The organism is Micromonospora rosaria (assembly GCF_001567585.1).
GTDB classification, from domain to species: Bacteria; Actinomycetota; Actinomycetes; order Mycobacteriales; family Micromonosporaceae; genus Micromonospora; species Micromonospora rosaria.
In genome coordinates this window covers 1-19,228 of the sequence record NZ_LRQV01000087.1, presented here as the reverse complement: position 1 = coordinate 19,228, position 19,228 = coordinate 1, and the positions used below count along the sequence as shown (strand labels likewise).

The 19,228-nt window shown below is 71.3% G+C and carries 20 protein-coding genes and 1 pseudogene; 12 read left to right on the top strand and 9 right to left on the bottom strand.

Annotated features, from left to right (window positions below; all coding sequences use genetic code 11):
- Positions 1-83: 83 nt before the first annotated feature.
- Together AWW66_RS21115 and AWW66_RS21110 are read right to left on the bottom strand one after the other, a co-directional pair.
- Positions 84-908 carry an SCO6745 family protein gene (locus AWW66_RS21115; RefSeq protein WP_067369282.1) on the bottom strand — a complete coding sequence of 275 codons (825 nt, stop codon included), beginning with the start codon at positions 906-908 and terminating at the stop codon, positions 84-86.
- Between the two features lie 298 nt (positions 909-1,206).
- The gene (locus AWW66_RS21110) at positions 1,207-1,875 is read right to left on the bottom strand and encodes an FKBP-type peptidyl-prolyl cis-trans isomerase (protein ID WP_067369244.1); all 669 of its coding nucleotides are present in this window, start codon (positions 1,873-1,875) and stop codon (positions 1,207-1,209) included.
- A gap of 165 nt (positions 1,876-2,040) precedes the next feature.
- Here AWW66_RS21110 and AWW66_RS21105 point away from each other — a divergent pair, with 165 nt between their 5' ends.
- On the top strand, positions 2,041-2,433 hold the full coding sequence (locus AWW66_RS21105) for a PPOX class F420-dependent oxidoreductase (protein WP_083978697.1): 393 nt from the start codon (positions 2,041-2,043) through the stop codon (positions 2,431-2,433).
- A gap of 148 nt (positions 2,434-2,581) precedes the next feature.
- Here the strand turns inward: AWW66_RS21105 and ku are convergent, their stop codons facing one another.
- On the bottom strand, positions 2,582-3,688 hold the full coding sequence (gene ku / locus AWW66_RS21100) for a non-homologous end joining protein Ku (protein ID WP_067369241.1): 1,107 nt from the start codon (positions 3,686-3,688) through the stop codon (positions 2,582-2,584).
- Positions 3,689-3,775: 87 nt separating this feature from the next.
- Here ku and ligD (AWW66_RS21095) point away from each other — a divergent pair, with 87 nt between their 5' ends.
- On the top strand, positions 3,776-4,738 hold the full coding sequence (gene ligD, locus AWW66_RS21095) for a non-homologous end-joining DNA ligase (RefSeq protein WP_067369238.1): 963 nt from the start codon (positions 3,776-3,778) through the stop codon (positions 4,736-4,738).
- Entirely contained in the window at positions 4,728-5,639 is a 912-nt protein-coding gene (ligD, locus tag AWW66_RS21090) for a non-homologous end-joining DNA ligase (RefSeq protein WP_067369235.1), read from the top strand. The genes ligD (AWW66_RS21095) and ligD (AWW66_RS21090) overlap by 11 nt, the downstream gene beginning before the upstream one ends.
- An 86-nt stretch (positions 5,640-5,725) precedes the next feature.
- Here ligD (AWW66_RS21090) and AWW66_RS21085 read toward each other — a convergent pair whose 3' ends face one another.
- The 3 genes from AWW66_RS21085 to AWW66_RS21075 all read right to left on the bottom strand — a co-directional run bounded on the left by AWW66_RS21085 (position 5,726) and on the right by AWW66_RS21075 (position 7,592).
- Positions 5,726-6,874, bottom strand: a complete 1,149-nt coding sequence (locus AWW66_RS21085) for a hypothetical protein (RefSeq protein WP_245648408.1) — start codon at positions 6,872-6,874, stop codon at positions 5,726-5,728.
- A gap of 98 nt (positions 6,875-6,972) precedes the next feature.
- Complete coding sequence (locus AWW66_RS21080) at positions 6,973-7,257, bottom strand: hypothetical protein (protein ID WP_067369232.1); 285 nt, start codon at positions 7,255-7,257, stop codon at positions 6,973-6,975.
- Positions 7,254-7,592: a DivIVA domain-containing protein gene (locus AWW66_RS21075; protein WP_245648407.1), complete on the bottom strand. Its 339-nt coding sequence runs from the start codon at positions 7,590-7,592 to the stop codon at positions 7,254-7,256. Before AWW66_RS21075 ends, AWW66_RS21080 begins: the two co-directional genes overlap by 4 nt.
- A gap of 331 nt (positions 7,593-7,923) precedes the next feature.
- On the opposite strand from AWW66_RS21075, the gene AWW66_RS21070 reads away from it, so the two are divergent.
- From AWW66_RS21070 to cas6e, 9 genes are all read left to right on the top strand, one after another.
- Positions 7,924-8,142 (top strand): winged helix-turn-helix domain-containing protein, encoded by a 219-nt coding sequence (locus AWW66_RS21070; protein WP_067369229.1) that lies wholly within the window; start codon positions 7,924-7,926, stop codon positions 8,140-8,142.
- Positions 8,143-8,920: 778 nt separating this feature from the next.
- Positions 8,921-9,091 (top strand): HD domain-containing protein, encoded by a 171-nt coding sequence (locus tag AWW66_RS34530; RefSeq protein ID WP_169807148.1) that lies wholly within the window; start codon positions 8,921-8,923, stop codon positions 9,089-9,091.
- 217 nt (positions 9,092-9,308) lie between these two features.
- Positions 9,309-11,768, top strand: a complete 2,460-nt coding sequence (gene cas3 / locus AWW66_RS21060; RefSeq protein WP_169807147.1) for a CRISPR-associated helicase Cas3' — start codon at positions 9,309-9,311, stop codon at positions 11,766-11,768.
- On the top strand, positions 11,761-12,156 hold the full coding sequence (locus AWW66_RS34525; protein ID WP_067369223.1) for a hypothetical protein: 396 nt from the start codon (positions 11,761-11,763) through the stop codon (positions 12,154-12,156). Before cas3 ends, AWW66_RS34525 begins: the two co-directional genes overlap by 8 nt.
- A 4-nt stretch (positions 12,157-12,160) precedes the next feature.
- Positions 12,161-13,783: a type I-E CRISPR-associated protein Cse1/CasA gene (gene casA, locus AWW66_RS21050; RefSeq protein ID WP_067369220.1), complete on the top strand. Its 1,623-nt coding sequence runs from the start codon at positions 12,161-12,163 to the stop codon at positions 13,781-13,783.
- An 11-nt stretch (positions 13,784-13,794) separates the two neighbouring features.
- Entirely contained in the window at positions 13,795-14,391 is a 597-nt protein-coding gene (gene casB, locus AWW66_RS21045) for a type I-E CRISPR-associated protein Cse2/CasB (protein ID WP_067369217.1), read from the top strand.
- Positions 14,392-14,403: 12 nt separating this feature from the next.
- Positions 14,404-15,564 carry a type I-E CRISPR-associated protein Cas7/Cse4/CasC gene (cas7e, locus tag AWW66_RS21040; RefSeq protein ID WP_067369214.1) on the top strand — a complete coding sequence of 387 codons (1,161 nt, stop codon included), beginning with the start codon at positions 14,404-14,406 and terminating at the stop codon, positions 15,562-15,564.
- 5 nt (positions 15,565-15,569) lie between these two features.
- Positions 15,570-16,319, top strand: a complete 750-nt coding sequence (gene cas5e / locus AWW66_RS21035) for a type I-E CRISPR-associated protein Cas5/CasD (protein ID WP_211272041.1) — start codon at positions 15,570-15,572, stop codon at positions 16,317-16,319.
- Positions 16,310-17,017, top strand: coding sequence for a type I-E CRISPR-associated protein Cas6/Cse3/CasE (gene cas6e, locus AWW66_RS21030; protein WP_067369211.1), 708 nt, complete (start codon positions 16,310-16,312; stop codon positions 17,015-17,017). The genes cas5e and cas6e overlap by 10 nt, the downstream gene beginning before the upstream one ends.
- A 12-nt stretch (positions 17,018-17,029) precedes the next feature.
- On the opposite strand, the gene AWW66_RS32890 is transcribed toward cas6e, so the two are convergent.
- The 3 genes and pseudogenes from AWW66_RS32890 to AWW66_RS21020 all read right to left on the bottom strand — a co-directional run.
- Entirely contained in the window at positions 17,030-17,905 is an 876-nt protein-coding gene (locus AWW66_RS32890) for a hypothetical protein (RefSeq protein WP_245648406.1), read from the bottom strand.
- A gap of 45 nt (positions 17,906-17,950) precedes the next feature.
- Positions 17,951-18,085: pseudogene (locus AWW66_RS36515) on the bottom strand (DUF4236 domain-containing protein); the annotation flags it as partial.
- A gap of 14 nt (positions 18,086-18,099) precedes the next feature.
- On the bottom strand, positions 18,100-19,228 hold a 1,129-nt coding region (locus AWW66_RS21020; protein WP_157527655.1), incomplete at its 5' end, for an SNIPE associated domain-containing protein.

The window sequence follows — 19,228 nt, the reverse complement described above, 5'->3', positions numbered from 1 at the left end:
ATCCTGCCCGACCCGTCCCCGATCCGCCCAGCCCGGTGCGGGGGCCTGCCCGGCTCCTGACCCGGCGGGGTCGGCTGCGGTGCTCAGGCCGCCCGGGCCGGCAGGCCGATCGGGCTGTCGGACGGGATGACGGTGTGGCAGCGGTGGGCGATCGGGTCGAGCAGTTCCCGCAGCCGGTCGGTCCGCGCCGCGCCCAGCTCCTGCCAGGGCCGGGCGGCGGCCAGGTCGGTGGCGTCCTCGACGGCCCGGAACCCGGCCCGCCCCGCCTCGGTCGGCTGCCCGTGCGGGGTCAGCCAGCCCCGCGCGACGAGCCGCTCCCGCGCCGCCTGGCACTCCTGCTCGGACCAGCCCCGCAGGAGCAGGTTCTGCGCCGACATGTCCAGGGCGACCCGCCAGGCGAGCGTCTCGACCGGGTCCAGGCCGGCGGCGACCAGCGCCGCGACGTGCCCACCGCCCCGGTGCTCGCGCAGCGTCGTGGCCGCCTGCCAGAGCCGGGCCAGCGGGTACTCGGCCGCCGGGAGGGCGGCGTTGGCCGCGCCGAGCACCCGGCCGGCGTCGTCCACCGCCGAGGCGGCTGCCTCCAGCAACTCGGCGGTCTCGGCGAGGTGCGCCTCGGGCAGCTCGTAGGTCAGCTCGGCCAGCGCCTGCACGGCCCCGGTCAGCCGGGCCCGCAACGCCTCCTGCGGGGTGGCCAGCGACCAGACCGCCGGCAGCGCCCGGGACACCATGTGCGGGGCGAAGACGAAGAACGCGGCGGTCACCGGGGCGGCCCCGACCTCGCCGAGCGGGGCGGCCCGGCCGGCGAAGTAGCCCCGCCAGTAGCCGCGCAGCCCGACCGCCTCGTACGCGGCCCGGGACCGGGGGTGGAAGTAGGTCACCGCGTGGGCCGGCTCGACGTGTGTCCACATCAGCCGGGCGGTACGCCTCGTCTCCTCCGACGCCACCACGTGCACCTCCACCTGCCGGTCGGTACGGGCGGTGGACCGCCCGGTCGATGCCGAACCTACTGCCGCCGGGTGACGTGCCGGAAGCGGATTGTGGGCCACAGCATCGACCCTTGATGACGAAACCGGGCGGAACCGGGGCGCTAGCCCTGGTCCCGCCCGGTCCCGTTGTCCCTGCCCGGCCGTCCGGGCTGTCCTTACTCCTGTCCGGCTGTCCGGCCGCGATTGCACTGATGCCCGGCCGTCCGGCCGGGCATCGCACTCACTGGGCGGCGAGGACGTCCACGACGAAGCGCAGCGGGCCGGTCGGCCGGCCGCCCGACGCGTCGTTGCCGTACGCCAGGTCGGCGGGGAGGTCGAGCTGCACCCGGCTGCCCACCTTCACCCCGACCAGGCCCTGGTCCCAGCCCTTGATGACCTGTCCGACGCCGATGGCGAAGGTGGCCGGCTCGCCCCGCTCCCACGAGGAGTCGAACTCCTTGCCGTCGGCGTAGAAGACGCCCACGTAGTTGGTGGTGATGTTCTGGCCGGACTTGACCTCCGCGCCGGTGCCCTCGATCAGCGGGGTGACCTTGAGCTCCTTCAGCTCGCCCTCGCCGGCCGTCACCGTCGGCTTGGTACCCAGCGCCGGGTCGGCGCCCTCGGGAAGCTGGGGCGCGGGCGGGGCGCTCGGGGCCCCCGGATCGGCCGGGTTGGCCGGGTCGGCGGAGGCCGACGGGGAGTCGGCCGCCTGGTTGCTGGCGTCGTCGTCGCCACCCTGGCCGACGGCGACGAAGACACCGATCAGGATCGCCACCACGGCCAGGCCGGCACCCGCGCCCAGCCACGCCTGGCGGCGGCGCTTGGCCTCGGCCGCCTTCTGCGCGGCGAGCTGTTCGGCCAGCCTCCGCCGTGCCTTGCTCTCCTGCCCGCCCGCCGTCCGCTCGCTCACGTCGTCGACTCCCTGCTGAGAAGGTGGGGGCGTCCGGGCGCCGGACGCCGTCGCCGACACACGGTACCTGGTGAGCGGCGTACTGCCGACGATCGATCGTGGCCGGTGGTGCCGGTGAGGCCGGTTTTGCCGATGATCCGGGTGGGTCGGGGGTAGGTTTCCGGCATGACGATCCTCACCGATGCCGATATCGCCCTGCTGACCGAGCCGCAACTCGCGCACGTGGCCACCGTCGAGCCGGACGGGAGCCCGCACGTGACCCCGGTCTGGGTGGACACCGACGGCGAGCACATCGTGTTCAACACCGCCAAGGGGCGACAGAAGTACAACAACATCGCGCGCAACCCGGTGGTCGCGGTCTCGGTGGTGGACAAGGCGGACGACTTCCGCACCCTCTGGGTCAAGGGCACCGCCGAGTTCGTCACCGAGGGCGCCGACGCGCACATCGACAAGCTCGCGAAGAAGTACCTCGGGCAGGACAGCTACCCGTTCCGGCAGGCCGGCGAGGAGCGGGTGATCGTCCGGATCACCCCCACCCACAAACTCGGCCGCGGCTGACGTGCAAGGAAGGGCCCCCTGTTAACGCTTTCGGTAGAGGAAGGGCCCCTTCCTAACCACGATCACCGGGGCGGCGGCGGGCAGCGGGGCGGCGGCGGGCAGCGGGGCGGCGGGCCCGGCGGGGGCGCGGGCCACGGGCGGGGCGGGGTCAGGCGGTCTTGCGGGGGGTGGACTTCTTCGCGGGGGCCTTGGCCGCCTTCTTCTCGGCGGCCTTCTTCGCCGGCTGGGCCTTCTTGGCGGTGCTCCTCGGGGCGCCCGCCTGCTCGCCGGCCGCCTTGCGCCCACCCGCCTTCTTCGCGGCGGCGGCTCCGGCCTCCTTCGCCGGGGTCCCCTTCGCGGCGGCCTTCTTCGCCGGGGCCTTCCTGGCGGTACCCGCGCTCTTCTGCGCCGAGCGGGCCGAGGTGATCGGGGTCGGCTCGCCGGCACCACCGCCGCCCGCACCACCGCCGGCCGCCCGGCCGGTGGGCTCGCCCTCGCCCCGGGCGGCGCGGGCCCGCTCGACGGACGCCTTCAGCGCGGCCATCAGGTCCACGGCGGCGGCCGGTGCCTCCTCCACCTCCTCCGGCGCGACGACCTCGCGCCCCTCCACCTTGGCGTCGATGACCTCCTGCAACGCGGCCCGGTAGTCGTCGGTGAAGACCTCCGGCTGGAACTCGCCGGCCATCGAGTCGATCAGCGAGCTGGCCATCGCCAGCTCCGGCGGCCGGACCTTCAGGTCCTCGCCGAGAAAACCGAAATCGGGGGTACGCACCTCGTCCGGCCAGAGCATCGTGTTGAGCAGCAGCACCCCCTCGCGTACCCGCAGGGTGGCGAGCTGTTCCCGCTGGCGCAGCGCCACCTTCACGATGGCCACCCGCTCCGAGTCGGTCAGCGCGTCCCGCAGCAGCACGTACGGCTTGGTCGCCGTCCCCTCCGGCTCCAGGAAGTACGCCTTGTTGTAGAGGATCGGGTCGACCTGCTCGGCCGGGACGAACTCCAGCACGTCGATGGCGCGGGAGGTGGCCAACGGCAGGTCGGCGAAGTCGGCGTCGGTGAGGATGACCATCTCGCCGCCACCGATGTCGTACCCCTTGGCGATGTCGTCGTAGCTGACCTCCTCGCCGCAGATCTGGCAGGTGCGCTTGTACCGGATCCGACCTCCGTCCTCGCGGTGCACCTGGTGGAAGCGGATGTCCTTCTCCTCGGTGGCCGAGTAGAGCTTGACGGCGATCGACACCAGCCCGAACGAGACCGCGCCCTTCCAGATGGCCCGCATGCCGCGCCCCCTCACTCCCGCCCTGCTCAGGATGGCAAATGATCGAAGGTGACGCGCGAGGTTCCGCAGGTAACTACAGTCCGAGAGGTGCCCGGCGCGCCGCTCAAGCCGATGCTCGCGATGACCGGCCCGCTGCCGGCCGGCGCCGGCTGGGCGTACGAGTTCAAGTGGGACGGGGTCCGCGCCCTGGCCGACGTCGCGGGCGGCCGGCAGCACCTGTACGCCCGCTCCGGGGCGGAGATCACCATCGCGTACCCGGAGTTGGCGACCCTGCCCGAGCAGTTGGCGACGCTCACCGAGCCGGTCGACGACGCCCTCCTCGACGGGGAGGTGGTGCTCTTCGGCGAGTCCGGGGCCCCCTCGTTCACCGCCCTGGCGGAACGGATGCACGTGCGGGACCGGGGCCGGGCGGCCCGGCTCGCGGCGGTCGCCCCGGTCACGTACATGATCTTCGATCTGCTGCGGTTGCGCGGCGCGGACCTGACCGGGCGGCCCTACCGGGAGCGGCGGGCGGCGCTGGAAGCGTTGGGGCTGGCCGGCAGCCGGTGGGCGGTGCCGCCGGACTTCCCGGACGGCCCGGCCACCTTCCACGCGGCGGGCGAGCACGGGCTGGAGGGGGTGCTCGCCAAGCGGGTCGATTCGCCCTACCGGCCGGGGCTCCGCTCGCCGGACTGGGTCAAGGTCAAACTGGAGGTCACCGGGGACTTCGTGGTGGGCGGCTGGCGGCCGGGGGCACGGAAGATCGGCGGGCTGCTGGTCGGCGTGCCCGGCCCGGCCGGGCGGCTCACCTACCGGGGCCGGGTCGGCGGGGGCATCGGCGCGGCCCTGGAACGCCAACTCCTGCGCGAACTGGAGCCGCTGCGCACCACCACCTCACCCTTCGCCGACGACGTACCCCGGGAGGACGCCCGGGGCGCGATCTGGGTGACCCCCACCGTGGTCGTCGAGGTCAAGTACGGCCAGCGGACCCCGGACGGGCGGCTGCGCTTCCCCCGGGTCCTGCGCCTGCGGCCCGACAAGCCGGCCGAGGAGGTGTCCGATGCCGGGTGAGCGGTTGCGGGTCGAGGTGCAGGGCCGGTCGCTGGACCTGTCCAACCTCGACAAGGTGCTCTACCCGGCGGCCGGGTTCACCAAGGGCGAGGTGATCGACTACTACACCCGGATCGCCCCGGTCCTCCTGCCGCACCTGGCCGACCGGGCGCTCACCCGGATCCGGTACCCGAACGGGGTCGACGGCGGCTCCTTCTTCGAGAAGAACGCCCCGGCGGCCACCCCCGACTGGGTACGGGTGGCGACCCTGCCCGCGCCCGGCTCCAGCAAGGGACGGGAGACCATCGACTACGTCGTCGCCGACGACCTGCCCACCCTGGTCTGGCTGGCCAACCTCGCCGCCCTGGAGCTGCACACCCCGCAGTGGCGGATCGGCGAACATCCGGACATGCTGGTCGTCGACCTGGACCCGGGCTCCCCGGCGACGCTGCGCCAGTGCTGCCAGGTGGCGCTGCTGCTGCGCGACCGGCTGCTGGTGGACGGGGTGCACGCGTACCCGAAGACCTCCGGCAAGAAGGGCATGCAGCTCTGCTGCCCGGTCGCCGGCACCCAGTCCGCCGACGTCGTCTCCGGCTACGCCCGACGGATCGCCCAGGAGTTGGAGCAGGCGCATCCACAGCTGATCGTGTCCAGGATGGCGAAGAACCTCCGCCCCGGAAAGATCTTCATCGACTGGAGCCAGAACAACGCGGCGAAGACGACCGTCGCCCCGTACTCCCTGCGCGCCCAGCCCATGCCCGCCGTCTCCGCCCCGCTGACCTGGGACGAGGTCGAGGCCGGCGCGGCCGGCAAGCGTCCCGCGACGAAGCCGTACACCCCCGCCGAGGTCCTCGACCGCGCCGACCACCACGGCGACCTCCTCGCCGACCTCCTCACCCCCGGCCCCGAGGTGCAGCTGTAAGGAGGGGATGTAAGGAAGGGCCCCCTATTAACGCTTTTTGTAGAGGAAGGGCCCCTTTTTAACCACCCAGGGGGAGCGCCGCACGCTCAGGGCGGGGAGCCGGCCGCCGGCCGCAGCCGGGTCGAGCGGGGCCGGGTCGAGCGGAGCCGCAGGTACGCGCCGAGTACGACGGCGGCCACGACCACGCTGACGGCGACGTCGCTGAGCAGCGCCAGGGCCGGCGGCGCGGGCTTGTACGGCGGCACGAGGTACGCGAACGTGGCGGCGGCGACCACCCCGGCCGACCAGCCGGCCAGCACGTGCCGCTGCTCCCAGCCGGGCCGCCGCGACCAGCGGACCACCAGCGCGACGACCACGCCGGTGAAGACCGTCCGCAGTGCCACGCCCGGCCAGCCGGGCACCAGGTCGGCGGTCAGGTGCAGCGCGTAGCCGAGCAGGGTGACCAACCACGGACCCGGTGCCACCGCCCGCCCGACCGGCCCCGGGGCCGGCACCGACCGGCGGCGGTCGCGCCGGTCGTGGTCGCGCTGGTCGTGGTCGCCTTGGTCGTGGTCGCGCCGCCAGCGGGGCAGCAGCGCGGCGACGACGAGCGCCAGCGTCACCAGCACCGCGACGGCGAGCTGAACCGTGCCGAGCTGGAACCCCTTCCGGCCGTCCGTGTCGTCGGCGAAGATCAGCAGGCTGCCGAGCAGGTAGAGCGCACCGACGACGAGCAGGCCGGGCCACCGCAGCCAGGGCCGGTGCCGACGGTCCGGGGAGACGAACGACTCGACGATCGCGATCGGCGCGCAGATGCTCAGCGCCACGTGGTTGCCGAGGAAGCTGAACGCCTGCTGCACGCTGACGTCGAGCACCGGTACCCGGGTCCGGTCGGCGACGGCCCGGTCCCCGGCGAACTCGGTGTCGTCCAGGAACCCCGGGTTGAACAGCGACTGGTCGACCAGGCCGGCCTGGACCACGCCGAACGCGGCGGCGAGCAGCACGATCGTCGGCCAGCCCCGACCGGTACGGCGGGCGGTCTCCCGGATCAGCACCGCCGCGCCGCCGTACAACGGGCCGAGGAAGGCCACGACCAGCGGAAAGTCGACCACGGTGAAGCCGCCCCAGGAGCACTCGGCAGCGAACGGGGCGAGCACGAGCAGGGCGAGCACCGGCGCGACGCGGCGGAACCGTCCCCGCGCCGGTGCCCCCGCCGGGCTGTCGAGGTCGGTCTGCGGGTTCCCGGGTGGCGTCACCGCCCCACTGTCCAGCCCCGACCACCGCCGGGGTAACGGCCGGAGGTCGACGGCAGGCGTACCAAGGTCGATGTCTTCGGTCGATCCCTGCCGCGCATCTACCAGGCGCGGGCGTTGCGCTGGTTGCGGCGGGCGGTGCAGGGCGCGCGGTGCTCGGTGGGCAGCGCGCACCGGCCGCCGCCGGCCAGCAGCCGGTCGCAGAACACCCGATGGTGTACGCCCTGCTCGTCCTCGCGGGACACGGTCACCTCGCCGACGTCCACGGTGCGGCTGAGCTGGAGCAGCAGCCGGGTGGCGGTCCGTGCGAAGACCCGGGCCCGGAGCAGATCGGGTACGCCGATCGGCAGGTGGATGACCCACCGGCCGCCGTTCCGGCCGCTCACCGCCCGGCCGCCAACTCGTAGTGGCCGGCGGCCTGGGCGGACTGCCAGCGCCGCAGGGCCGCCTTGATCCGGGCGTTCTCCTCCCGCAGCGCCGCCACCGCGACCTGCGCCACGCTCAACTCGTCGGCCACCCGGTCCAGGAACTCCTGCACCTCGGCCGGGTCGAGCCCGCGCCGCCGTACCGTGAACCACCGGTGCCGGACCTGCCACGGCCGCAACGGCACCTGGTGGGCCGCCGCGCGGTGGCGGCCGGCGGGTCCGCGCCGGTCCGGCGCCTCCGGATCGGGTACGGGCAGGAGTCGGCGCAGGAGTCGCATCTCGGTGCCGCCTTCCATCGTCGGTGGGGGTGGACCTGCCGACGCAGCCTCGATCGGCGGTACGGCGGCAGGGCGCGTCTCGGGACCCCGGGGCGGCCGGGCCGGGGGATGGTCCGGCCGTCCCGGGCGGGGAGTAGTGCCGACGTGACGGGCCACCACCACGGAAAGCGCCAACCGACCGCAGGCACCCCATCACTGAAAGCGACGGTACGGGCATGTGTCGGAAGTGTCAAGAGTGCTTGCAGTGTCCTCACCTATGTCAAGAGTGGCATTTCGCTTAGGTGTTTTGCCTATCTCGCAGCCGTGGATCGATACTGGCGGGGCCAACCGACTGCAAGGGGCTTGCGCCGTGCCTATCCCGCCCACCATGGATGAACTGCTCGATGATCTCGTCAGGCGTATCCAGGAAGGTGAGTGGTCGCCGGGGGCTCAGCTCCCCGCCGGACACGTGCTGGCCGACGAGTACGACGTGTCGCTCTCCACGATCAACCGAGCCTGGGCCACGCTGCGCAAACGGGGCCTTTTGGTTGGGCGGCCCGGCCGAGGAGTCTTCGTCGCCGAGCACTGAGGGCTGGGCCAGCCGTAGGGGTAAGTGAATTGCTGCGTGGTGGGGCGCGAAGACCCTCTGGGTGGCGGTCGCTGGTGGACCGTGCGGGAATGTAGGGCGACGCACTCGTAATGCGTAGATCGACGAACTCCCCCGTGCGCGTAGGCAGCCGCCAGCGCACGAGGGGTTGGCGCCATGCCTATCGAACCGCCCCGCGTGGGGTGAAGAGCCCAGCCACACCGCCTTCCGGATCGCCTCCTGGGATCACCCCCGCATGCGCGGGGAAGAGACCGCCCGGTTCCGCGACCAGGTCAACATGCAGGGATCACCCCCGCATGCGCGGGGAAGAGGTCTTGACCAGGCCGCTGCCGGCCGTGCCCGCGGGATCACCCCCGCATGCGCGGGGAAGAGGCCGCGCCCACCTGGTCGACCCGCCCCGACGTCGGATCACCCCCGCATGCGCGGGGAAGAGACTTCCTGACCTGGGGCATTAAAGATCAACTCGGCTGTTTTCATTCACTTTGCTTTGCAAGATCATCTCCGGTCAGGGGTGGCGTGGTGGATCGCGTGGCGTGGTTTGGCGGCTCAGCGTACCGGCGGCGTGTCCAGGATGGCATCGGTTCGGGCGGCCGTGCGTCTCGCTTGCGGGATGGCTTCCGGGAATCTTCGGCGGGGCCGTGTCGTCGTGAAACCGAGCCTCGTTCACGAGGGTGCAAGGCGCTCACGTTCATGTTCGAGTCGCTGTCGACTGATCTGGAGCTGACTCAGAGTGTCGTACCCCTTTGGTTTTATCCCCTCCGTGGCTGACCGGCAGGGGCTCGGTGCGAGTGCCCGTCTCGTCTGGGGCAAGACCAACCGCGATCGTGGCTTCTGGCTGCCGGTCTACCGGCATCTCGCCGACAGCGCCGACATCGCGGGGCTCATGTGGGATGTGTGGCTGCCCTGCGGGACTGGCGGCGGGCGCTTATGAGCAGGGGCATTGCCCGCGCCGACAGTAGCGGCCGTGGAGATCGATGGTGGGCGTTCCTGATGCATCGTTCAGGCCGAGCGACTTATTGAGCATTTGTCATGTACCTGACAAATGAGTTGGTAAAGGTCTTGCTTGACGGCATCGTCACTCGTTCCCGGTAAGCGAACAGGTCGATGGGCCGGGCGCGGGTCTTCTGTGGGATTGATTGGCGGATGTGGTGTCCAAGCAGGACCGGATAGACGCCCGACTCTTCTGGGGCAAGGCGGGGGCGGCGAAACAAGGTGAGGAGACCGTCCCGCATCCTTTGATCTGCCACACCATCGACACCGCCGTCGTCGCCGAGCTGCTCTACGACCGGTTGCTCAGTGCCGTTTGTCGCGCGGAGCTGGCGGCTGCCTTCGGGCCGCTCGGTGGCCGGCCCGCCGCCTGGGTCGGCCTGCTCTGCGGACTGCACGACCTCGGCAAGCTCTCCCCGGCCTTCCAGGCGCTACGGGCGGACGTCGCGGCCAGGCTCCTGCCGCCCGAAGCGGTGACCCAGACCGAGCGACTGAGCCGGATCAGGACAGGCGGCGGTCGTACCGACACGCGCCACGGTGTCCTGACGGCCCACCACGTGCGGAGGTTCCTCCTCCGCTGGGGGGCGACGCCCGACACGGCCCGGACGCTGGCGCAGGCCCTCGGTGGACACCACGGCAGTTACTTCTCCCCACAGGTGTTGCTCAACGCCGAACTGGCCGTGCCGGACCACGGCGGCGAACGGTGGGCGCGCTGGGCCGAGGAACTGTTCTGCCGGACGGCGGAGCTGTTGGGGTTGCCTGATCCGCGTGCGGTTGCCTGGTCCGAGGTGGCGATCGGCACTGGCGGTGCGGTCGCGCTCGCCGGGCTGACGACGGTGAGCGACTGGATCGCCTCCGGGTCCATCCGCAAGGCCACGCACGCCGGCAGCGACGTGGACCTGGTGGCGTACGTCACGGTCGCGCGGGACCGCGCGGTCGAGCAGGTGGTGGGCCGGCTCGGGTGGTCCGGGTGGCGGCCGGCCGGTGACCTGGGCTTCGACACGTTGTACGGGCAGCAGCCCCGACCCCTGCAACGGGCCGTCGAGCGGATGATGGCCACCAGAACGCGGCCGGGGATTCTCGTCGTCGAGGCGCCCACCGGAGAAGGCAAGACGAGGACCGCCCTGCAGGCCACCCTCGGCCTGGTGCACCGGCTGGGGCTGGCCGGCTTCTTCGTCGCCATGCCCACCAGGGCGACCAGCAACCAGATGTTCGACGAGGTCGACGCGCTGGTGACCGGCCTCGACCCGACGCTCTCCGTCAAGCTGCTGCACGGCACCGCCGCCGAGTATCTCGCCGACCAGCGGGCCCGGACGGCCCGGTCCGAGCCGGTCACCCCGGAGGACGTCGGCATCGACGGCCCCGCCGGTGGCCAGGACCCGGCGGTACGGGAGTGGTTCACCAAGCTCAGGGCGCTGCTCGCGCCACTGGCCGTGGGGACCGTCGACCGGGTTCTCCAGGGTGGCATCCGGTCCCCGTGGGCCCCGGTACCCCTGGTCGGGCTCTCCAACCGGGTCCTCGTCCTTGACGAGGTGCACGGCTACCAGGTGTACATGTCGACGATCCTGGACCGGCTGCTGTGGTGGCTGGGCCGGCTCGGCGTACCGGTGATCCTGCTGTCGGCCACCCTGCCCCGGAAGCGTCGGGTTGAACTGCTCCACCACTGGTACGCCGGTGCCCGGCAGTGCCGTCCCGACGAGGTCGAGCTGACGCTGCCCGAGCTGGACTATCCGCACGCGGTCTGGTTGGACGACCAGGGAGTTCCCCACGTGGTCCAGGCGGAGGCGTCGAGCACCAACGCGGGCCGACTGGTCGATGTGGTGCGGCTCTCCGACCAGGAGCTGATTGGCTGGGTGTTGACGCAGGTCAGCGGCGGTCACGGCGTGGCGGTCGTGCACAACCTCGTCCGGCGGGTCGAGCAGACGGTCGACCTGCTGACAGCGGCGGTGGCAGAGGCGTACCCCGAAGGGAAACGCCCCCGGGTCGTGGCGCTCACCGGCCAACTGCCGGCGGCGCGGCGAGCACAGGTCGAGCAGGAGTTGCGGGACCTGTTCGGCCGGGACGGCAGCCGGGCACCGGAAGCTGGCTACGTCGTCGTCGGCACCCAGGTCCTGGAGCAGAGCCTCGACCTGGACTTCGACGCGATGGCCACGGACCTGGCCCCGGTCGACAGCCTGATCCAGCGGGCCGGTCGACTGCACCGGTTCCGCCGGACCGATCCGGGGTCGCCGCCGACGCTCGCCCTGGTCGGCGTGACCGAGAAGCCGTCCGGCCCGACCTGGCCGCCGTACACCACGCACGTCTACCAGGACATCGTGCTGCTGCGGACCTGGGCGTTGCTCCGGGACCGGCGGTGCCTGCGAATGCCGGACGAGGTGCCGGAGTTGGTCGACGCGGTCTACTCGGACCCGGACCGGATCGCCTACCCGGAGGCGTGGCAGAAGCGATGGCGACTCGCGGAGGAGAAGCTCGACCGGGCGCAGCAGGACGACACGGAGAGGGCGGCAGCGCTCTTCCTCCCGCCGCCGACCAGGTCCACCGCACTGCTCGACCTCACCGCGCACCCGAGGTACACCGGCCAGACCCGCAAGCCGGACGGGCGGGGACGCCGTGATGGATGAGTACGGCGGCCACGGTCTCCCGGACGACCGGGTCGACGTGGTCGTGCTGCGGGTCGAGGACGGCCGGACGGTGCCGGTAACGGGGAAAACGCCCGTCGACCTCGCCGGTGCGGAGGCACCCGGCCTGGAACTGCTCGCCGATCTGCTTGACTCCACGGTCCGGGTCACCGCCGGTGAGGGCAACCCGTCGGTGGTGCTGGAGAGGCTGCGCGCTGTTGCCGTACCGCCGGTCTTCGCCGCGTCGCCCTGGCTCGCCGACTCCCGGCCGGTCGTGGTGCGTGACGGCGCGGGCGAGGTCGCTGGCCTGTCGGTGCGCTACTCCGACGTCACCGGGCTGCGGATCACCGACCCGGACACGACCCTCGACCTCGACGATCAGGACGGATGAACCTGTGCGTTTCAACCTGACCGCGCAGCCGTGGCTGCCGGTCGTCTGGCTGGAGACCGCCGACGGCGACGAACCACCACCGCCCGAGGTCGACCTGGTCACGCTGCTGACACGGGCGCACCGCATCCGGCGCATCCTCGGGCAGACCCCGCCGATGACGGCGGCGCTGCACCGGCTGGTCCTGGCCCTCATGCACCGGGTCTACGGCCCACCCAACGCCAAGGAGTGGGCCAGGCTGTGGGCGGCGGAGAGTTTGCCCGATCCGTCCGTACCCTGGCCGGGGGAGTCGACGCCCCGGCTGCGGGCCGACCACTTCGAGTTGTTCGACGACGAGCGGCCGTTTCTCCAGTGCCCGGCGGTTGCCGGGGTCGCGTCGTCCAGCGCGGCGAAACTCGTGCCGCACCGAGCGACGGGGAACAACACCACCCTCTTCGACCACACGACCGCGTCCACCGAGGTACGCCTGTCTCCCGCCGAGGCGGCCCGCTGGCTGGTGACCCTCCAGGCGTACGACCCGGGCGGAATGAAGACCCCGTACGACAAGGACAAGTCCTCGCAGGCGGCCCCGGCCAACGGCATGGGAATGGTGCTGGTGGAGGGCAGCACGCTCAAGGAGACCCTGCTGCTCAACCTGATGCCGTACCTGCCGACCGAGGAGCGCCCCCGCCGGACCGGGCCCGCCGACCGGCCGGTGTGGGAGGCCCCGCCGCCCCGTCCGGAGCCGGAGCAACGGCACCCGAGGGGGTGGACCGACCTGCTCACCTGGCCGTCCCGCCGGGTGTGGCTGGTGCCCCGGCAGGTCGACGGCCAGACGTACGTCGACCGGGTGGTGATCACCCCCGGCACCCGGCTCTCCGGTGAGCCGCAGGACAACGAGTGGATGGCGGCCCACCGCCGGCCGAAGATCAGGGACGGCCGGACCACCAGGGGCAAGACGACGAAACCCACCTACGGACCGTGGTATCCGGTGCGGCTCCAGGAACACCGGGGAGTGTGGCGGTTCAGTCAGGAACTGCTCCTCGCCCCGTCCGGGTCGGAGGAACGGCACTGGCAGCGGCCGATGACCCTCGACCACGTCGCGCAGCTTGTCCTCGACGAGGTGATACCCCGTGACGCGGTCTACACCCTGCGGGTCTTCGGGCAGCAACTCGACAGCAAGGGTTCGGTCGTCCAGCAGGCCCTGGAGGAGACCGTCGCCGCGCCGGTGACCCTGCTCCGTGCCGATCATCCGGTCGCCGGGCCGGTGATCGGGCACAGCGTCGAGTTGGCCAACCTGGTCGGCAGCGCCCTCAACCAGATGGATCGGGAGCACCGGGCGCAGTTCCGGGCACCCGCGTCCGCCGGGCTCGCCCTCGCGTACTGGCCGCTGCTGGCCCGGCCCTTCGACGTGTTCCTGGAGGCCCTGGCCCGCGCGCTCGACGCCGGGACCAGCCCGAGGCCCGCCACCGACGGGTGGCGGCAGGCGGTACACCGGATCGCCGGGGCCGCCGCCCTGCGGTGGGCGGAGGGCTCGCCCCGGCAGGGACGCAACCTGGAGGCCGCCGGCCTGTGCCACGGGCGCTTCCGTGACCAGCTCAGCTACCACGGCGCGGCGTATCACGGCTACGTCGCCCGCTACGTCGAGTAGGAGACGGCACCATGGAGAACACGCTCACCGTCGACCAGCGGCGGGAAGCCTTCGTGCGCGGCCTGTACGGACTGCACTACGCCGTCACCTCGGACAACCCCCGCAGGTCCGGCGAGGCGCGGCAGACCCTGGCCCGGCTACGCCGCTCCTTCGTCGGCGGGCGACAGCAGGCCGAGGCGTACGACGTCGTCTTCCCGTACCAGCCCCCGGAGCGGGAGCAGGAGCTGTGGCTGCTGGTCGCGGGTCTGTTCGCGTTGCATCCGCACGGCGACACGGCACGGAACAGGTCGCTCGGCACCGCCATGCGGGACCTGGTCGCCGGTCGTCCTTCGGCGGCCCGGCGCTTCACCCAGTTGCTCTCGGTCGACCTGGACGGCCTGCCGCACTACCTCCGTCAGACGGTCCAACTCCTGCGGGCCGGTGACATCGCCCTCGACTACCACCGCCTGCTCACCGACCTGGTGACGATGCAGGGCCCCGGCCAGGCGGCGCAGAAAATCCGGTTGGGCTGGGCGCGGGACTACCACCGGCCGCAGCGCACGCACCAGCCCACCACCGCCGAAACAGAGCCGACGGACCTCACTGTCGCCGAACCGGCCGACGCCTAACCTGGAGAACACATGATCATCGAGCTGCACCTGTTGCAGTCCTTCCCGGTCAGCAACCTGAATCGCGACGACATCGGCCAGCCGAAGACCGCCACCTTCGGCGGTCAGGTACGCGGTCGCATCTCCAGCCAGTCGCTGAAGCGGGCGGCCCGGCTGCTCTTCCAGCGGTACGGACTGGAGGCGACCGAGACCGGCGTCCGCACCAAGCGGCTGGTGGACAAGACCGCCAGACTGCTCGCCGACGGGCGCGGCCGGGACTACGACGAGGCCGTCGGGGTCGCCTCGTCCGCGCTGCTGGCCCTCGGCTTCGGGCTCGACAAGCGGCGGACCACTCTCACCGAGTACCTGCTCTTCGTCGGCAACGCGGCGGTGGACCTCCTCGCCGACTACTGCGAACGCGACTGGGACCGCCTCGCCGCCGACGCAGCAGCCAGGGCCAAGGCCGCCGAAAAGAAGAAGACGGACACTGCCGAGGAGAAGAAAAGCAAGATCAAGCCGGACAAGCCGACCCTCGAAGCGGCGGCCCGGATCCTCGATGCCAGCCGCGTGGTCGACGTCGCGCTCTTCGGGCGCATGATCGCCGACAACAAGGACTTCAACGTCAACGCGGCGTCCCAGGTCGCGCACGCGATCTCGACCCACGCGGTGGTCAACGAGTACGACTACTACACCGCCGTCGACGACCTCCAGCCGCAGGACGAGTCCGGCGCGGACATGATCGGCACGGTCGACTTCAACTCCGCCTGCTACTACCGGTACGCCAACCTGCACCTCGACCAGCTCAGCACCAACCTGCGCGGGGACACCGAACTGGTCGCGCGGGCGACCCGGGCGTGGCTGGAGGCGTTCATCGACGCCGTGCCGAGCGGCAAGCAGAACTCGACGGCGGCGCTGACCCCGCCCGAGACGCTGCTGGTGGTGGTCCGGGACCGGGGCGCCTGGAACCTGTCGAACGCGTTCCTCAAGCCGGTCACCGGCCACGACATCATGGTCACCTCGACGGAGAAGCTGTTCGGCCACTTCAACCGGGTACGCCGTTTCTACGGCGACGACGAGGTGCGGGCGGTCGTCGCCGCCTCGATCACCGCTGACACGACCGGGCTGCCCGAGAAGGAGGTCGCGCCCAGTCGGCACGAACTGGTGTCGCGGGTGCTGGCCGCGACGAAGGTCTGACGGCGGTGCCGGCGTATTCGCTCGCGATCTGTCTCGACGCCCCGATGCAGTCGTGGGGGACCAGGTCGCGAGCCAGCATCCGCGACACCGGACGGGAGCCCACCAAGTCGGGGGTCGTCGGGCTGCTCGCCGCCGCTCGCGGCGTCCCCCGCGAGGACACGGCGGCTCTCGTCGAGCTGAGCGGGCTGCGGATGGGCGTCCGGGTCGACCGGGAGGGCATCCTCGAACGGGACTACCACGTCACCCAGAACGTGCCGACGACGACGGGCGGTGGACACCGCACCACGCTGAGCCACCGGTACTACCTGGCCGACGCCGTCTTCCTCGTCGTCCTTGAGTGCGACGATCCCGACCAGCTCGACCGCATCCACCAGGCGCTGCTGGCCCCGGTCTGGCCGCTCTTCCTCGGCCGGCGGGCCTTTCCGCCGGCCCGCCCGCTGGTCACCAACGGCCACCACGAGCAGGCGCACACCGGACTGGGGCTGACGGAACAGCCGCTCGACGGTGTCCTCGCCACCCACCCGTGGCTGGAGGACCGGGCCGAGGTGCGGGCCGCCGAACGTGCGCGTACCGACCGGGACCCGCTGCGCACGGTGGTCGAGTGCGATCCGGCCGATCCGGCCGCCGAGCTGCGCATGGACGTTCCGCTCTCGTTCGTGTCCGACGACCGCCGGTACGCCGCCCGCGCGGTCCGCGCCGGAACCGTGCCGCTGACCGCCGACCTGATCACCGAGAAGGACGACTCGTGTACCTGAGCAAGCTGACGGTCAACGTGTTCTCCCGCGACTTCCGCCGGGACCACGCCGACCTCCGGCAGATGCACCGCACCGTCATGTCCGGATATCCCGACCTGCCCGAGGACACCCCGGCGCGACAGGCCCAGGCCGTCCTGTGGCGACTCGACAGCGTCCACCGCGGGTTCGTCCAGTACGTGCAGAGCAGCACCAAACCGGACTGGGGCCGGCTGGCCGCCGACTACCTGACCGAGCCGGTCCAGGTGCGCAGCCTGGCACCGCTGCTCGACGCCGTCGCCCCCGGGCGGCGCTTCGCCTTCCGGTTGGTCGGCAACCCGACCCGGACCGTGGTCCGGTACGCCGACCGGGGCAAACCCCGACCCGAGGGCGGCGTGCGGCCCCGGGGCCAGCGGGTCGCCCGGCGCAAGCCCGAGGAGCAGATCGAGGGGCTGATCCGCAAGGGCGGTCAGCACGGGTTCGTGGTGCCGACCGCGTACAACGGGCTTCCGGACGTGTCCCCGTCGCCGTGCCTCACCCAGACCGGACAGCCGCGCCCCGGTGACCAGGGCCCGGTCACCATCGAGCCGGTCCGTTTCGAGGGACACCTGATCGTCACCGATGCTGCGGCGTTCCGGGAGGCGGTGCGGCAGGGCATCGGCCACGGCAAGGCGTACGGCTGCGGACTGCTCAGCCTGGCCCCACCCGGGATAGCCGGGTAGGTGACAGACAGCTCACTTCATCGCGCGAACGGCTGCGGCAAGCGCATAGGCGACGTCCGGTCGGGAAAAGTCCCAAACCATGAGGAATCCCTGCGGGTTGCTCAGTGTCAGTCGGCCATACTCCATCACGGGTAGCTGGCGGTTGTTCTTGAAGCGCCGGTCCGGGCCGCCTCGGGCGTTGGCGTACTGCCAGGTGGTGTCGACGACGCGCGAGTCGGCAGGAACGGACCCGGCTTCGACGAACCGTTGAGCCTGAACGCTTACCCGCAGCGAGGAGTAGGGCAGTTCGGCGTAGTGGCTGCCCTGACGAACCAGCGCCCGGTCGGGCAGAAAGTGAACGGAGCGGCTGCGAGCGCTCAGGGTGGGGACGGCGATGTTGGTGACCAGGACGGGTGGACCTGCGATGGTCAGGGCCGACACGCTGCGTCGGACGAGTGCGCCAGCACCGGCGTTCACCTTTCGTTGGTATGGAGTGATCAGGTCTCCCTGTGCCTCGACGTGCCATGACCGGTGAGCCTGGCGAGAGAGTGCGTGTGCGGCGGCCAGCCGCTCGAACCGAGCGGCCGGTTCGTCGTCCACTTGATAGAAGACAACGACGGATCGCCGGGCCTGATCGTGCAGGTAGAGCCAGACCACGGCCGGAACAACGGGAAGTAGCAGCAGCAGGCCGAAGGGCACCGTGAGCAACACGAGCAGGCCGAGGGCACCAGCAGCGAAAGGCCACATCGGCATCCGGCGCGACGCCGCCACGATCTGGGCGACGATGTCGGACGGATGGGCGGCAACGAGCTGCTGGACGGAGGCGCCGTCGAGCTCCCGTAGTGCGATGCCACCACCAACCGGTGGTGCGGGAGGGGAGCTGTGACCAGGTGGGTGTGCGGCAGGCATCTGCGCTAGTCGGGGCGCGCTCGCGTAGTAAGTCCCCCGGCCACCTATTCGGACGTAGTTGCCCCGAGGACCGGCCCCAACGCGAAAGCCCGGTATACCGGCGGAGACGCCGATCCCGGAGGGGGACAGGTTGAGCCGGAACGGCCCTGCACGCAGACTGGTACGCAGGTAGAAACCCATGGTGTCTCCAGGTGTCAGGCCGGGGCCGGCGTGAGGGCCGAAGGCGGTGGAGTCTCCTGCTGCTGTGCCCCGCTGGCGCGCCATTCCAGGGCTTCGGAGGCCTCGTGGTAGACGAGCAGGTGCTGGCCAGCGATCTCTTGGAGCAGGTCGCGGACCTGTGCGGGGCTGGCGTAGAAGAACTCGCGGCGTGTGTTGACCTTGTTTACCCGCTGCTCGGTCAGCGCGTTGTGCAGCTTGGCTTCGAGTCCGACGGCATCGTCACTGAAGATCAGGGCATGGGTGTCGAACTTGAATGGAACCGACGCGTCGCCCAGTTCGCGTACCCTGTCCTCCGGATCGAGCCTGCGGGTCATGCCGATCTTGACCATCCCCGGGCCGAATGCTCCGATGTTCGAGATCACGTACACGTAGCCGGCGCGGACGTTGGCCTGTCTCGCCTCGACGCCGACAATCGCCTCGCCGATCTCGGCCAGTTTGGCCTCCAGATCGGCGGCTCCGGACATGTCCCCCTTCGCTTGGAGCTTCGCGAGCGCGGCGAGATAGTGGGACTGCTCCTTGGTCAGGCGCGCCCTTTCCCGCTCGAACTCCGCCGTGGCGGCACGCTCTTCGCGCTGCCGCTCGCGCTCCTCGCGAATGCGCTCCTTCTCCTCCTCCAGCTTGGCGCGGTAGTCGGCAGTCAGCTCGATCTCGTGGACCCGTAGCTGGTGATACTCGGGCGCTACGTGGATTCCCATTGTCCTGCCGAGCCGGGCGATCGTGTGCGTGACCTTGTTGAGACGTTCAACAGTGGTGTGCAACCGATGTGGTTGCACCCTCGCCACGCAACTGTCTGCCTCGGCGTTGTAGGCCCGCAGCATGAGCTTGGTGTATTCCCTGAGCATCTTGCGGCCTTCGGCCACGGAGCCATTGACCGTCCAGCCGGTGCTGGCGAGCACCGCCCTGTCGCCGCGTGCCATGATCTTGATCCGGTCCGACAGGTCCGCCAGTCGCGCCTTGTACGCCACAGCGTCCGCGAGCGGATGCTGGTACTCGTAGATCCCGACCTCTTGCAACTCAGACTCGGTCGAAGCGCGGACCAGCTCAGCCCTTAGAACTCCTAACGTTGGAGTTGGCGCCAGCAGATGAGGGCGCAGGCGAGGCTGA

Excerpts from the sequence above, each read along its gene's own strand:
- AWW66_RS32890 (WP_245648406.1), bottom strand. The coding sequence starts at position 17,905 with ATGCCTGCCGCACACCCACCTGGTCACAGCTCCCCTCCCGCACCACCG.
- AWW66_RS21105 (WP_083978697.1), top strand. The coding sequence starts at position 2,041 with ATGACGATCCTCACCGATGCCGATATCGCCCTGCTGACCGAGCCGCAA.
- AWW66_RS21115 (WP_067369282.1), bottom strand. The coding sequence starts at position 908 with ATGTGGACACACGTCGAGCCGGCCCACGCGGTGACCTACTTCCACCCC.
- AWW66_RS21075 (WP_245648407.1), bottom strand. The coding sequence starts at position 7,592 with ATGGAAGGCGGCACCGAGATGCGACTCCTGCGCCGACTCCTGCCCGTA.
- casB (WP_067369217.1), top strand. The coding sequence starts at position 13,795 with ATGGAGAACACGCTCACCGTCGACCAGCGGCGGGAAGCCTTCGTGCGC.
- cas7e (WP_067369214.1), top strand. The coding sequence starts at position 14,404 with ATGATCATCGAGCTGCACCTGTTGCAGTCCTTCCCGGTCAGCAACCTG.
- ku (WP_067369241.1), bottom strand. The coding sequence starts at position 3,688 with ATGCGGGCCATCTGGAAGGGCGCGGTCTCGTTCGGGCTGGTGTCGATC.
- AWW66_RS34525 (WP_067369223.1), top strand. The coding sequence starts at position 11,761 with ATGGATGAGTACGGCGGCCACGGTCTCCCGGACGACCGGGTCGACGTG.
- ligD (WP_067369235.1), top strand. The coding sequence starts at position 4,728 with ATGCCGGGTGAGCGGTTGCGGGTCGAGGTGCAGGGCCGGTCGCTGGAC.